The 13,730-nt window shown below is 46.2% G+C and carries 15 protein-coding genes; 4 read left to right on the forward strand and 11 right to left on the reverse strand.

What is annotated here, in order from left to right; genetic code table 11:
- Positions 1 to 23: 23 nt before the first annotated feature.
- The gene (lexA, locus tag AACQ17_RS08580) at positions 24 to 647 is read right to left on the reverse strand and encodes a transcriptional repressor LexA (RefSeq protein ID WP_026028591.1); all 624 of its coding nucleotides are present in this window, start codon (positions 645 to 647) and stop codon (positions 24 to 26) included.
- Positions 648 to 966: 319 nt separating this feature from the next.
- Here lexA and plsB point away from each other — a divergent pair, with 319 nt between their 5' ends.
- Positions 967 to 3,390 (forward strand): glycerol-3-phosphate 1-O-acyltransferase PlsB, encoded by a 2,424-nt coding sequence (gene plsB, locus AACQ17_RS08585; RefSeq protein ID WP_013855485.1) that lies wholly within the window; start codon positions 967 to 969, stop codon positions 3,388 to 3,390.
- Positions 3,391 to 3,471: 81 nt separating this feature from the next.
- On the opposite strand, the gene ubiA is transcribed toward plsB, so the two are convergent.
- Positions 3,472 to 4,326: a 4-hydroxybenzoate octaprenyltransferase gene (gene ubiA, locus AACQ17_RS08590; RefSeq protein WP_088720706.1), complete on the reverse strand. Its 855-nt coding sequence runs from the start codon at positions 4,324 to 4,326 to the stop codon at positions 3,472 to 3,474.
- Positions 4,323 to 4,877, reverse strand: a complete 555-nt coding sequence (locus AACQ17_RS08595) for a chorismate lyase (protein ID WP_013855487.1) — start codon at positions 4,875 to 4,877, stop codon at positions 4,323 to 4,325. Before AACQ17_RS08595 ends, ubiA begins: the two co-directional genes overlap by 4 nt.
- 236 nt (positions 4,878 to 5,113) lie before the next feature.
- On the opposite strand from AACQ17_RS08595, the gene AACQ17_RS08600 reads away from it, so the two are divergent.
- Complete coding sequence (locus tag AACQ17_RS08600; RefSeq protein ID WP_013855488.1) at positions 5,114 to 5,521, forward strand: flagellar basal body-associated protein FliL; 408 nt, start codon at positions 5,114 to 5,116, stop codon at positions 5,519 to 5,521.
- Positions 5,522 to 5,552: 31 nt separating this feature from the next.
- Here the strand turns inward: AACQ17_RS08600 and glpG are convergent, their stop codons facing one another.
- From glpG to ftsY, 6 genes are all read right to left on the reverse strand, one after another.
- Positions 5,553 to 6,386 (reverse strand): rhomboid family intramembrane serine protease GlpG, encoded by an 834-nt coding sequence (gene glpG / locus AACQ17_RS08605; RefSeq protein ID WP_094147841.1) that lies wholly within the window; start codon positions 6,384 to 6,386, stop codon positions 5,553 to 5,555.
- 8 nt (positions 6,387 to 6,394) lie between these two features.
- Complete coding sequence (glpE, locus tag AACQ17_RS08610) at positions 6,395 to 6,715, reverse strand: thiosulfate sulfurtransferase GlpE (RefSeq protein ID WP_010316900.1); 321 nt, start codon at positions 6,713 to 6,715, stop codon at positions 6,395 to 6,397.
- A gap of 395 nt (positions 6,716 to 7,110) precedes the next feature.
- Positions 7,111 to 7,968: an RNA polymerase sigma factor RpoH gene (rpoH, locus tag AACQ17_RS08615; protein ID WP_013855491.1), complete on the reverse strand. Its 858-nt coding sequence runs from the start codon at positions 7,966 to 7,968 to the stop codon at positions 7,111 to 7,113.
- A 175-nt stretch (positions 7,969 to 8,143) separates the two neighbouring features.
- Complete coding sequence (ftsX, locus tag AACQ17_RS08620) at positions 8,144 to 9,112, reverse strand: permease-like cell division protein FtsX (RefSeq protein WP_013855492.1); 969 nt, start codon at positions 9,110 to 9,112, stop codon at positions 8,144 to 8,146.
- The gene (gene ftsE, locus AACQ17_RS08625) at positions 9,102 to 9,776 is read right to left on the reverse strand and encodes a cell division ATP-binding protein FtsE (protein WP_010316903.1); all 675 of its coding nucleotides are present in this window, start codon (positions 9,774 to 9,776) and stop codon (positions 9,102 to 9,104) included. Before ftsE ends, ftsX begins: the two co-directional genes overlap by 11 nt.
- A 62-nt stretch (positions 9,777 to 9,838) precedes the next feature.
- Positions 9,839 to 11,053: a signal recognition particle-docking protein FtsY gene (gene ftsY / locus AACQ17_RS08630; protein ID WP_094147842.1), complete on the reverse strand. Its 1,215-nt coding sequence runs from the start codon at positions 11,051 to 11,053 to the stop codon at positions 9,839 to 9,841.
- A 206-nt stretch (positions 11,054 to 11,259) separates the two neighbouring features.
- On the opposite strand from ftsY, the gene rsmD reads away from it, so the two are divergent.
- The gene (gene rsmD / locus AACQ17_RS08635; RefSeq protein WP_026028810.1) at positions 11,260 to 11,859 is read left to right on the forward strand and encodes a 16S rRNA (guanine(966)-N(2))-methyltransferase RsmD; all 600 of its coding nucleotides are present in this window, start codon (positions 11,260 to 11,262) and stop codon (positions 11,857 to 11,859) included.
- Complete coding sequence (locus AACQ17_RS08640) at positions 11,856 to 12,122, forward strand: DUF1145 domain-containing protein (RefSeq protein WP_013855495.1); 267 nt, start codon at positions 11,856 to 11,858, stop codon at positions 12,120 to 12,122. Before rsmD ends, AACQ17_RS08640 begins: the two co-directional genes overlap by 4 nt.
- A 75-nt stretch (positions 12,123 to 12,197) precedes the next feature.
- On the opposite strand, the gene AACQ17_RS08645 is transcribed toward AACQ17_RS08640, so the two are convergent.
- Both AACQ17_RS08645 and AACQ17_RS08650 read right to left on the reverse strand, forming a co-directional pair.
- Positions 12,198 to 12,785 (reverse strand): YhgN family NAAT transporter, encoded by a 588-nt coding sequence (locus AACQ17_RS08645; RefSeq protein ID WP_017048588.1) that lies wholly within the window; start codon positions 12,783 to 12,785, stop codon positions 12,198 to 12,200.
- A gap of 100 nt (positions 12,786 to 12,885) precedes the next feature.
- Positions 12,886 to 13,509, reverse strand: coding sequence for a lysoplasmalogenase (locus AACQ17_RS08650; protein ID WP_013855503.1), 624 nt, complete (start codon positions 13,507 to 13,509; stop codon positions 12,886 to 12,888).
- Positions 13,510 to 13,730: the final 221 nt, after the last annotated feature.

A 13,730-nucleotide genomic window follows, 5' to 3' on the forward strand; every position in this document is an offset into this window, starting at 1 on the left:
TGAGAATAGATCTCAATAATAAATTACATCCAATCGGTATTGCGAATAATGCCGACGGCCACACCTTCAATGGTGAGCTGCTGAGATTTAAGATCCACTTCAATCGGTGAGAACGCTTCATTCTCTGCGTGCAATAACACGGTAGAGCCTTTGCGTTCTAGACGTTTTACCGTCACATCATCTTCAACACGCGCCACCACCACTTGCCCATTACGCACATCTTGTGTTTTGTGCACTGCGAGTAAGTCACCGTCCATAATGCCAATATCTTTCATACTTTCGCCTTGCACACGCAGTAAGAAATCCGCTTGAGGGCGAAACATATTGGGATCCACTTGGTAATGCGCTTCGACATGCTCTTGCGCCAAAATAGGCTCTCCCGCCGCGACTCGACCAATTAAAGGCAGGCCAAGATCTTCTGGCTCATTGGCAGCTTCAAGTAAGATACGCAACCCACGAGAGGCACCCGGAATAATTTCAATCGCTTGTTTACGAGCCAGTGCTTTTAAATGCTCTTCTGCGGCATTGGCGGAACGAAAACCCAGCTCGCGTGCGATTTCAGCGCGAGTCGGTGGCATTCCGGTTTCGTCGATCTTACTGCGGATAAGATCAAATACTTGTTGCTGGCGGGGCGTTAACGGCTTCATATCTCACCTGTCTGTTTATACAGTTAACTGTGAGTATATCCAGTAATCGAATAAATGGAAGAGCGGACGCTTATTTTTTGGCTATTTACAAAAAATGCCGCAATCGACCGATAAATACCTCACCGATTCACTCACCGCGCTCGCAAGTGATGCTGTTTTACTAAACAATAATGATTAAAAGGTTTGACCAGTTTCTGGTATCCTTGCGGCTCAAAAATAGCTAGCCGCTTCGGCGCATATCGATTTCTCTGAGTATCAACTCACAGGGAAATGGACATGCGCTTAAGCATATTGAAATATTCTTGAGGCGACGACCTTTATGTCTTCTGGACACTCATTATCTCGTTCACTACTAAAATTACCTTTGTCTGCGTTGGTCAAAGGCACGGCGATCCCTTCTAATCCAATAGAAGACCACGGCATTGATATTCACAAGCCGATTGTTTACGCCTTACCTTTTCGCTCAAGTGTTGATTTGCTCACCTTGCAAACTCACGCCAAAGAACTGGGTTTACCTGATCCGCTGCAACCACTTGAGCTAAACGGCAAAAGTTTTGCCCGTTATGTTTTCATCTCGGCGCGCCCAACCTTGATGCGCAATGATCAGCACGTTCCTAGTGACTCTATCGCTCTTTTTTCTGAACTGCTTGAGCTACATAAGTTTGATACGGAATTGGACGTTCAAATGATCCCAGCGACGGTGCTTTGGGGACGTAAACCAGGTAAAGAGGGGCAAGAGAAACCCTATCTCCAAGCCTTAAATGGCCCACAAAAAGCACTCGCGGTAATTTTTGCTGGACGCGATTGCATGGTGCGCTTTAGCCCCGTCGTTTCACTGCGCTATATGGCTGATTCACACGGCACCGACGAATCTATCGCGCATAAATTGGCACGAGTGGCTCGTATTCATTTCTCTCGCCAAAAGCTGGCAGCTTCTGGGCCAAATTTGCCCAATCGCCAAGCGCTGTTTAACCGCCTAATTAAATCACAAGCGATTGAAAAAGCGATTGAAGATCAAGCGAAAGCCAACAATATCTCCCTCGAAAAAGCGCGCAAAGAAGCGCATGACATCATGGATGAGATTGCCGCTGATTTCTCTTACTCCTTAATCAAGAAAGGAGAACGCATACTGGGCTGGTTATGGAACCGCATTTACCAAGGGCTTAATATAAATAATGCCGCCACCGTACGTCGCCTTGCGCAAGATGGACACGAGATTGTCTATGTCCCTTGCCACCGCAGCCATATGGATTATCTCTTACTTTCTTATGTGCTGTATCGCGAAGGTATGGTGCCACCGCATATTGCTGCCGGAATCAACTTGAACTTTTTCCCAGCAGGTCCGATTTTCCGCCGTGGCGGCGCATTCTTCATTCGTCGCAGCTTTAAAGGCAATAAGCTCTATTCGACCATTTTCCGCGAATATCTGGCCGAGCTATTTGCCAAAGGCTATTCAGTTGAATATTTTAGCGAAGGTGGCCGTTCACGCACTGGCCGTTTACTGCCAGCGAAAACAGGCATGCTGGCGATGACCATCCAAGCCATGTTGCGCGGCCTTAACCGCCCGGTGACCCTCGTGCCGGTTTATATCGGTTATGAACACGTGATGGAAGTAAGCACTTACGCCAAAGAGCTACGCGGCAAAAGTAAAGAGAAAGAAAATGCGGGTTTAGTGCTGCGCACGATTCGCAAGCTGCGTAATTTTGGCCAAGGCTATGTCAATTTCGGCGAACCGATCCCGTTGAACCAATACCTTAACGAGCAAGTGCCAGAATGGACGCAAGATATTGACCCTATGGGCAGCACCAAGCCGCAGTGGATCAACCCTATTGTTAACCAACTGGCCACCAAGATGATGACGCACATTAACGATGCGGCGGCGGCCAATGCCTTAACTTTGTGTGCCACCGCATTACTTGCTTCACGCCAAAGCGCACTGGCTCGTGACAATTTGGTTAAGCAAATCGACTGCTATTTATCGCTACTAAATAACGTGCGCTACTCAGCAACCTGCACTGTGCCTAAAGCCAGTGCGGAAGAACTGGTTAACCATGCACAGTCGCTCGACAAGTTTGTAATTGAATCCGATACCATGGGTGAGATTATTTCTCTTGACCGCAATCAGTCGATTTTGATGACCTACTATCGCAATAACATCATTCATCTGTTTGCCATTCCCTCACTGATTGCGCAGATGTTGATCCGCCAGCAAACGCTATCACTAGAGCAGATAACCGCCAATGTGGCACTGATTTATCCCTTCTTAAAGCAGGAGCTGTTTTTAAGCTTTGCGCAAGATGAACTCGCAGATGTAGTCAACGCTTACGTTAACGAACTGCAACGTCAACAATTAGTAACGCTAGAAGAGGGTGTCGTGGCCATTAATCAAGCCAAAACACAAGTGTTGATGCTGCTCGGTCGTACCATTTCAGAAACCCTACAACGCTACGCGATTGCTCTCAATCTATTGGTTGCCAACCCTGAAGTGGGCAAATCTGATTTAGAGCAAAAAAGCCAAGAAATTGCACAACGTCTTGGCCGTTTGCATGGCATCAATGCCCCTGAGTTTTTTGATAAAGGGGTATTCTCCGCCATGTTTGTCACGCTCAAAGAGCAGGGCTATTTGGATGTTGATGGCAATTGCCATTTAGAACCAACCGTTCAGCTAGCACGCCTACTTTACTCGATGCTCTATCCTGAAATTCGCTTAACCATTCAAGAAAGTCTCTGCCAAGCGAACTAATCGGTCGTAAGAAACAGTAAAGGCATCCCAATGGATGCCTTTACTTTATTCGTGAAGTACTTACAAAAACTAGTGAACTACTTACCAAAACGCAAAAAGCAGGCCCAACGTTAACACCATGCCAACGTGATTGTTATTGAGAAAAGCGTGGAAGCATAAATCACGATCACGATGACGAATTAAACGCTGCTGATAAACAAACAGAGCCGCTGCAGCCAATACTGACCAATAAAAACTCGCCCCTAACTGATAATAGCCACCAAGTGCGATCATCAACGCCAGTACCAATAACTGTAAAATGCCGATGATGATTTTATCAAAACGACCAAATAAAATAGCGGTCGATTTGACTCCGATATTGATATCGTCATCACGATCAACCATCGCATACTGCGTATCATACGCCACAGTCCACAACGCATTGATCAAAAATAGCCCCCACATCACCGCTGGCAATTCGTTGGCTTGCGCCGCCCATGCCATCGGAATAGACCAACTAAAGGCCAGCCCTAATACCAACTGCGGAAGGTGTGTATAACGTTTCATGAACGGATAAACAAACGCTAATGCGATACCAACAAAGGAGAGCTGAACCGTGAGTGGATTCATGGTCAAAACCAGCAGGAAAGAAGTGATACCTAGCGTTAAAAACAGTGCAATCGCCTCTTTGGTTGTCACACTCCCGGCAGGCAAAGGCCGCTGTTTGGTTCGTTTAACATGTCCATCGACTCTGCGATCGGCAAAATCGTTGATCACGCAACCCGCTGAGCGCATCAACAACACCCCCAACACGAATACCAATAATACTTTAGGATCGGGGAAACCTTGCGCGGCTAAAATCAATGCCCATAAGGTTGGCCACAACAATAGCAAAGAACCAATTGGCCGGTCCATGCGCATCAGTTGCCAATAAGCACGCGCCTTAACCAAAGTCATGACACTCTCTCCTTAGAGTAAATCGGTGAAAAGGGTAAAAACAGCTCCGCAACTAACATCGGTTTATTATTCATCCATAATCGTGAACGGCGTGCAAGCAACGGCCCCTCTTCCATCATTGCCCAGCCCACTTGTAGTGCGTCACGCTTAACGTGCTCAGCACGAAAAACCGTTAACCCAAGCGGGATATCACCTTGGCGCGCTAAGTCATATTGCTGACCCAGCATCGAAGATTGAGGAATTAAAGTACGGCCTAAAACCCATGGCTGTTGATCACCACGCAGCACAACCTGGCGTAACAAACAGGCTTCATCAGATAACAGAGCCATCTCATCACCCTGTAATTTTTCTGCCTCAACGAGCTTATTGTGCAGTAGTTCAACGCTCAGTTGCTGACACTGCGCCTCTAACACGCGAGATAATGATCCTTGCTCTAAAAGCCAAGACTGAGAAACCTGATCAGGAAAAGAAAAAACGTCAGGTTGTTGCCAAATTACTTCTCGCAAAGCAGACAGATAGAGCGAAATTGATTGATTCATACTAGTATTCAATTAGTGGCTTTATCAACATACAATAAAGGTCCATTTTTGGTTAACACAACCATAAAAAGCGCTCACTCACAGAATCCCTCGGTTGGAGGTTAAAAACCCGCTTGTAAAAACGGGAAGCGACAACTGCGGTATATTCCAAACAACGAGATAAGCATTTTGATTACAATCCGATGCTCTATTGTAACAAGACTCAAGCGATTCGAGTATCGTGAACCAACTAAAGAAAAGATAGAAATATGCTTAAACGTTATGTAGCCCAAATAATTATCGCCCTAAGCTTGTTTTGTGCGTTACCAAGTTATGCACAAGATGAAAAAGCGCCTAGGCTGGCGTACTTTACCTTAGAGCCGGATCTCACCACCAACTTTTTCACCAAAGGAAATAAGTTAGGTTACATCCAAGTTCGTATCGACGTGATGGTATCCAGCGACGCCGATTTACCCGCCGTTGAACGGCACCAACCACTGATTCGTGATGCCATCGTCGAGCTACTCGGTAAACAGACCGAAGAGACGATAAAATCACTCGCAGGTCGGGAAGATTTAAGAAAAACGTTGGTCACAGAGCTCAACGCGGTGTTACTGCCTGAAATAGGCCGAACCATTATTGCTGACCTACTGTTTACTAAATACATCTATCAATAGAGCAGCGATTGCCGCTCTATTGATGTTTTGCTTAACGAGTTCGATGACGGCTGGCGTCATTTAATCCAAAGGCGATTCCTGAAAATAGGCCCGCTAAATGCGCGCTGTTGGCAATCGCCATAAAGGGTTGTACAAACCCGAGCACCAACCACACCAGCATGAAACCGATCACCGGTTTGGGCATTTGCAAGCCAAGATGAGGGGCTTTCCAACCAAGCATCCATAGATAACCGGCCAACGCATAGACCACACCCGATAAACCACCAAAATTGGCTCCTTCAACCCAGTACTGAGCCGCACCGGACAACAATGCTGACACTAAAAATAGCTGTCCAAGTTTGAATGATCCAAGCCGTTTTTCAACATCGCCCCCCAACTGCCACCACCATAACAAGTTAAAGACGATGTGCAGCACAGAGAAATGAAGTAAAGCATGACTAAACCAGCGCCAAATCTGCCATTGCTGCCCAGCCAAAGCAGGAAAATGTAATGCGGAAAATACTTGATTGGCTAGCCCAAGCTGCTGCAATGCAAAGATAATGGCGCATGCCATCATCACGCCCAGTGTTAAAGGCCCAGCTTTGGCTTTGAGCATCGCCAACATGCTCGGTGAACGATATTGAAAGTGACTTTTACGGCTTTCAGCCACATCCCATGAAGCGGCTTGATACTTTCTATCATTTGGATTGTGCAGAAAATGGTTGAGTTCCGCTTCGGCTTCAATCTGATGTTGCTCATCAAGTAACCATAACGCAAATTGACCACTCCCTTCCGGCATCATTTGAATCTCAATTTCACGAGAGGCCATGTAATCAATAAAGGCTTGCGCCATTCTTGGGTTATTGAGCGTGATCAGTCTTAACATAAGTCATCCTAATTGCTGGTTACGGGCAAGCCTGCACGATGCCAAGCTTCGAATCCACCATCCACACTATACACCTGTTCAAAACCTTGGTTAATCAGATACTGTGCCGCACCTTGGCTGCTAATACCGTGATAACACATCACTAAAATGGGTTGGTCAAATTCGCTTTTTTCCATAAATGAAACCATGCTGTCGTTGGTTAAGTGGAATGCGCCATTTGCATGTGCAACAGCAAAAGATTGCGCATCACGAATATCCACTAATTGCGCATCATGTTGTTCCATTAAAGCTTGTGCTGCTTGAGCATTGATATGTTGAAACTGATCCATCGCTTCCTCTGATTGGTTTTATTTTTAGCGTTTGATTGTAACCTATCCCAAGGCAATCAAGTACACGGCCTTTATAAGGTTATCCACCACTGATCACTTTTTCGCCATTTGTGGATAATCTTGTGGATTGCGTTGATAAAGTAGTAAATGAGAAATGGATCCACAACATGTAGTGATGATCCTTACTTTTCTGTGTGTAACATAATACATATCCCCAAATATAAAACGGTGTTCAAGCCTTGATTTAACCGACTTGATGACAGCTCACGAATAATTTTGTCACAGAGTTATCCACAATCAGCGCGCTGAAAATTTGATCACTTTAAGTGATCAAAAATAAAAAAACCGAGATCGTAAGATCTCGGTTTTTAATGCGCTTCACAATGAGTCAGTGATTAGAACTCGCCGACAGCATCCTTTAGCTTCTTCATTGCATTTTTTTCTAGCTGACGAATACGCTCAGCTGAGACACCATACTCTTCCGCTAACTCTTGTAGCGTAGCTTTTTGATCATCCAACCAACGAGAGCGCACAATATGTTTACTGCGTTCATCTAAGCTAGCCAACGCCAAGCTTAAACGATTGTTGGTGTGATGTTCCCAATTCGCCGCTTCAATGTTATCCGCAAGATCCGAATGCTTATCTTCGAGATAAAGCACAGGTGCCGTGTAAGAAGAGCTCGAATCATCGTCTTCCGCCGACATTTCAAAGGTGGCATCTTGCGCGGCTAAGCGTGATTCCATTTCTCGCACTTCAGCTGGGTCAACGCCCAACTCACGGGCAACCGCTTCCACTTCACCGCTATTAAACCAGCCTAAACGCTTTTTCGATTTGCGTAGGTTGAAGAATAGCTTACGTTGCGCTTTCGTGGTCGCTATTTTTACAATGCGCCAGTTGCGTAACACGTATTCGTGAATTTCAGCTTTGATCCAGTGCACAGCAAAGGAAACCAGTCTCACCCCAACTTCTGGGTTGAAACGCTTCACCGCTTTCATTAAGCCAATATTGCCTTCCTGAACTAAATCCGCCATGGGCAGGCCATAACCAGAATAGCCACGAGCAACGTGAACAACGAATCGAAGGTGCGATAAGATCAACCCTTTCGCCGCTTCAATTTCACCTTTGTAATGTAATCGCTCTGCGAGTGACCGCTCTTCTTCCGCGCTCAGCATTGGGTAGCTGTTCACTGAACGAATGTAGCTGTCTAAGCTGTCTTGTGAAACGAGAGCCATTTGATACGTTTGGTTTGTCATTCAATTCCTCATCAATTTCTGATCTGGAGTAATGGATGTTTTTAACCCGACAATCTTGAACCTAAAATGAACAAGATTCAAGCAAGGGGAAACTATTATGCATAAACAAGTCGCCTATACAAGTGCTGTGGCTAAAGCTAGCCAACAGTTATTGCCTACATATGACAATATTCAACTAAACTGGTTCAATTTCTTTTAAATGACGCTGCGCAGATACTTTTGCCGCTACGCATCCTAAGAAAGTACCGAGCATCAACAGCAGTAAGGATTCATCCCAACTTAGGCCAATAAGACGAAAACGGCTGTCATACAGTAGGGCAAGATCTTCAACGGCACCGTTCAATAAAATAGTCACAAAAGCGGTTAACAGCCAAGCGGCGAATGCGCCCAATAAACCAAACCACATGCCAGCATAGAGATAAGGACGCAAAATGTAGCGATCGGTGGCACCGATCAATTTCATGGTTTGGATCTCTTCTTTATTGGCTTGTACGTTAAAGCGCAAGGTGTTGCCCACAATGAGAAATACAGCGCCCAACATCAATACCGATAAACTCGCGACAATGATCGCCGCTAAAGTTCGAATGGCGTTTAACCTAGCAAGCCAATCTTCATCCAAGCGTACATCCGTGACGTCTTGTTCTGCTTGTATTTTTTTCGCCAGCGCTTTGATTTGCTCTTGCTGCTCAACCTGCGGGGTAACAATAAGCACGCCAGGTAAAGCGTAATCATCCAATAAACTAATGGCTTGTTCAAACCCGGCGTATTGACTCAGGTCATCCAATCCTTGCTGCGGTGAGATGTACTCCACGCTGGCGACATCGGCCAAACTTTCTAGCTCATCTTTCAACACCATAATTCGTGCTTCAGGTGTGCGCTCATGTAGATAGACACTAATCTGAGCAGGGCTGGTGACATTATTGGCTACAGACGCGATATTTTTGCTCAGCAGGTACATACAGGCTGGCATCGCAAGCGCCATCGAAATAACGGCGAGCGTTAAAATATTGCCGAGTGGGCGTGACCATAAACTTGAAAATGAGGCCTTGGCCTGCTTAAAGTGGATGGCTAAAAAACTATCGGTTTTGGCCCGTTTCGGTTCACGTGCTTTCGCGTTCCTTTTATTCGACGACTTAACGGCCATAGTCTTCTACCTCGCTTAAAAAACCTTGGTTAAGTTCTAAATGACGATATTGAGGACGCGTGTTGACTAAGCTGATGTCGTGCGTCGCAAGCAAAATAGAGACTCCGGCACGGTTAAACTCTTCAAACAGTTTAAGCACACGGTTAGAAAGCTCTGGGTCTAAGTTACCCGTAGGCTCATCGGCCAGCAGTAAGGTAGGTCGGTTCACGACCGCTCTTGCGATACCCACTCGTTGCTGCTCACCTCCAGAAAGTTGGCTCGGTAAACAGCGTGCTTTGTCTAATAGATCAGTTTTATCCAGCGCGGCTGAGACGCGACGCTTAATTTCATTTTCTGAAATCGATTCAATGCGCATTGGCAATGCCACATTGTCGTAAACCGTTCTGTCCATCAGCAGGCGATGATCTTGAAACACAATGCCGATGTTGCGGCGTAAAAAGGGAATATCTTGATTGGGAATACGCGTAATATCGTGACCGTTAAAGCTGATGCGCCCATCGGTTGGACGCTCAATCGCACAGATTAACTTCAACAAGGTGCTTTTACCGGCTCCGGAGTGCCCACCCAAAAATGCCATTTCTCCTCGGCGTAGGTGAAAGTCGACCTTTTGCAGCGCCTGACGGCCTCCGCGATACGCTTTGCTGACTTGTTGAAACTTAATCACTCGCTATTCCTCTCACCAGTCTCCATTGGATGATGAGGTGCTCATTGAGCACCCACGCACACTTACTCTTCGCGGCTAAACAGAGCTTCAATAAATTGCTGCGTTTCAAACGGACGTAAATCGTCAATCCCTTCGCCAACCCCAATAAAGCGGATCGGAATTTCAAACTGATCGGCCAGCGCAAAAATAACGCCGCCTTTCGCCGTGCCATCCAACTTGGTTAAGGTGATCCCAGTCACCGGGGCCACTTCACTAAAGAGTTTGGCTTGGCTGATGGCGTTTTGCCCAGTAGCGGCATCTAACGTCAGCATCACTTCATGCGGCGCTGATTGATCAATTTTTTTCATGACGCGCACAATTTTACGCAACTCTTCCATGAGGTTGCTCTTGTTTTGCAAGCGACCAGCGGTATCGGCGATCACCACATCCACGCCACGTGCTTTGGCGGCCTCAATCGCATCATAAATCACTGATGCGCTGTCTGCGCCAGTGTGCTGTGCAATTACTGGTACGTTGTTACGCTCGCCCCACACTTGCAACTGCTCAACAGCCGCAGCACGAAAAGTATCGCCCGCCGCTAAGATCACTTTTTTACCTTGAGCTTGAAACTGTTTGGCCAACTTACCTATCGTGGTCGTTTTGCCTACACCGTTGACGCCGACCATTAAAATAACGTAGGGCGTTTTTTGGCTATCGATCACTAACGGTTGCTCTACTTTAGCCAAAATGTCGGCCATTTCATCTTTCAGTAAACCGTAGAGTGCCTCTCCATCTTTCAACGCGTGGCGAGAGGCTTTTTCTGTCAGATTGCTGATGATTTTGAGTGTGGTCTCCATCCCAACATCGGCAATCAGCAGTTGCTCTTCCAGCTCTTCAAACAGCTCATCATCAATTTTCTTGCCTTTAAACAGACCAAAGAAACCCGCACCAATATTGGCTTTGGTTCGGCTAAGGCTGCGTTTTAAGCGTGCGAAAAAACTCTCGCTGGGTTTTTCTTGCTCTTGAATTCGTGCTTCTGCTTCTGCTTCTGCTTCTGCTTCTGCTTCTGCTTCTGCTTCTGCTTCTGCTTCTGCTTCTGCTTCTGCTTCTGCTAGCGCAGTGTGTGGCTCTTCGATGGGTTGAGCAACTGCCGTCGTTTCTTGTTCTTGCTCAGAATCAACTGGTTCGACAAGCGTAGATGGCTCAAGCACTTGTTCTGTTTCGCTGGTTGATTTACTTGATTCTTCGTCACCAAAACCGAGCCAAGAGAGTAATCCACGTTTCTTTTTTTCCGTCATCTGGGGATATCCTAGATCTACCTAACTAACTACGACCCTTTTCTTGAAGGATTATCCCTCGTAAGAAAAAGAAAAATGACAAAGCAGTGAAAACTTTCCAATTAGATTGGTAAACTTTGTCATTATTGAAATTCAATGGCTATACCAAACCCGTTTCGGGTTGGCAGATTGGGTATAGTATCACTTTATTAGCGGTCAAAAAATCTATGGTAAGACGTCGCCAACAAAACTCATCACAAAATAAGCCTTCAACGGGCTTTGTTCGCATTATTAGTGGCTTATGGAGAGGTCGTAAACTGCCTGTTCATGATGCCCAAGGCCTGCGTCCCACGACGGATCGCGTCAAAGAAACTCTTTTTAACTGGTTAGCACAGGAGATCCCTGGTGCACACTGCTTAGATTTATTTGCAGGCTCTGGCAGCCTTGGGTTTGAAGCCGCCTCAAGGCAAGCACAATCCGTGACGCTGATTGAACTCAACCCGACGGCATTCAAACAGCTTGAACACAATATTGGTGCGCTCAACGCGACCAACTTACGAGCGATAAATAGTGATGCGCTGGCCTTTCTCAAGCAGCAAGGGACGCCTCACCACGTGGTGTTCATCGATCCGCCGTTTCGCCAAGGCTTATTAAGCGAAGCCGTCTCGCTTTTAGAACAAAATGGCTGGCTTGCCGATGAAGCGCTAATTTATATTGAGACGGAAAAAGAATTGGCGCTAGAAGGCATCCCTGCTAATTGGCATCTACACCGTGAGAAAAACGCAGGCCAAGTCAGTTATCGACTATTTGAGAGGAGCTCGGAATGAGAGTGTTACTGGTACTTGCAAAAGCGGCGATTGCTTTTGTTTGGTTGATTCTATTACTGAATATCTTCATGCCGTTCCCCGGTAAAGCGGCGATTGCACTTTATATTATGACGGCATTTTTGTTCATTATGCACGGACTACAAATGCTGATTTTTATCGGTGCGTTTGGTGACAAGATCAGCATGAGCCGTTGGGAAAAATGGTCGATTCTGGTATTTGGAGTCTTCGCGCTGCTCGATATCCGCCGCAAACACATGACGTAAGTTAACGGCATAAAGAAAGCAACATAGGAAAAGCCGCTTCAAGTTCACACGATAGGCGGCTTTTTTATCCCCGAATCACAGCCCCATATAGCTTTTTACGCCATTTAAGAACATTTGCGTTGAGATCATAACTAGCAATAATCCCATCAAACGCTCGACCGCTTTTAAACCACGTTCACCCAGCACTTTGTGGAAGAAACCGTAGAACATCAAAATGATGAAAGTAGCGCCCCACGCGAGCAGTACAGAGGCTGACAGCTCAAGGAGTTTGTCAGGGTGCTGAGTCGAAAGAAGCAGTAAGGCCGCAATCACTGAAGGACCCGCGATCATCGGAATTGCCATCGGTACGATGAAGGGCTCTTCCCCCGCTGCTAATCCAGTAATGCTACCTGCACTAGGGAAAATCATTTTAATCGAGATGATGAAGAGAATGATACCGCCAGAAATGCTGAGAGTTTCCGGTTGAACGTGCAAAAAACCCATGATGTTTTTGCCAGCAAACAGGAACAACATCAAAATGATCAACGCAAAACAGAGTTCGCGCACGAGCACAACACGGCGACGTTTGGGATCAAGATGTTTTAAGATGGAGAGCATGACCGGCAGGTTGCCAAGCGGGTCCATGATCAAAAAAAGCATGGTCGCCGCCGATAAAATATCCATCTCTCACTACTCACATCGATTTAAAGTGGCAGCAGTATATCAGCCCAGTCATGAGATTTCGATGCTCCTGAAAGTAACGATATAGATGAAGCGATAATGTTTACAAGGCCACCGAGGCAGAGATTAACGCTTGCGCTAATAAATAGCTGCCAGAAATAAGATAGCGCCCACAAGGCAATGGCCTGCGGTAATCGTGAATGGCTAACAAACTGGCCGAGAGCATCAACACCAGACAGCCAACAAACCCGGCAAAGGCCGGCACTGTTTGCGTCTGCAGCCACAACTCTCCCGCCGCCCACGCCAACTGAACTAACATCATACCCATAATGGTTACGGGAAAGATCAAGGTGTCAATTTGCGGCAGCAATAGGAAAAAAGCCACAATACTGGTCGCAATCAAAAGGGCAGGTAGCCACCACACCATAGTGTCAGAAAGTTGCGCCCAGAAGGCTTTACTGTACATCAACTGTGCGACAAGAAAGCTAGCAAAACAGAGTTTTGAGTAGCGTTGCAACAGATGCAATGTGTCCGCGATTGCGGAAATAAGCAGACCGAGCGTGACCCATAAGATAGGAGAAGTGAGCTGCGTGGTATGGTTTAGAACTATCGCCACCAATAACAGCATACTGAGTGTCTTAAACATTACCGCTTGCTTGATTTTGTTACTTTCAACAGCCGAAATACTAATGAATCCAGACAAAGCAACGGAGAGCCAACTCCACATCTCATTTCCCCTTTAAAAATCTGCGGTCAGTGTAGGCATGTCATCATTGAAGTCCAGCAGATGAACGCAAAAATTGGATCTTGCTAGCGAATCGGAACGTTGGCTTTATTCAACAACAAAGAGTGCGAAAACAATCAAAGCTCACTCTTTACTCACTAACCCTCACTTTCAATCACCACAATTCCACCAAGAGACATTCCACTCATTTACAATACACAAAC

The organism is Vibrio sp. V10_P2A27P122, assembly GCF_963874335.1.
Lineage (GTDB): Bacteria > Pseudomonadota > Gammaproteobacteria > Enterobacterales > Vibrionaceae > Vibrio > Vibrio anguillarum.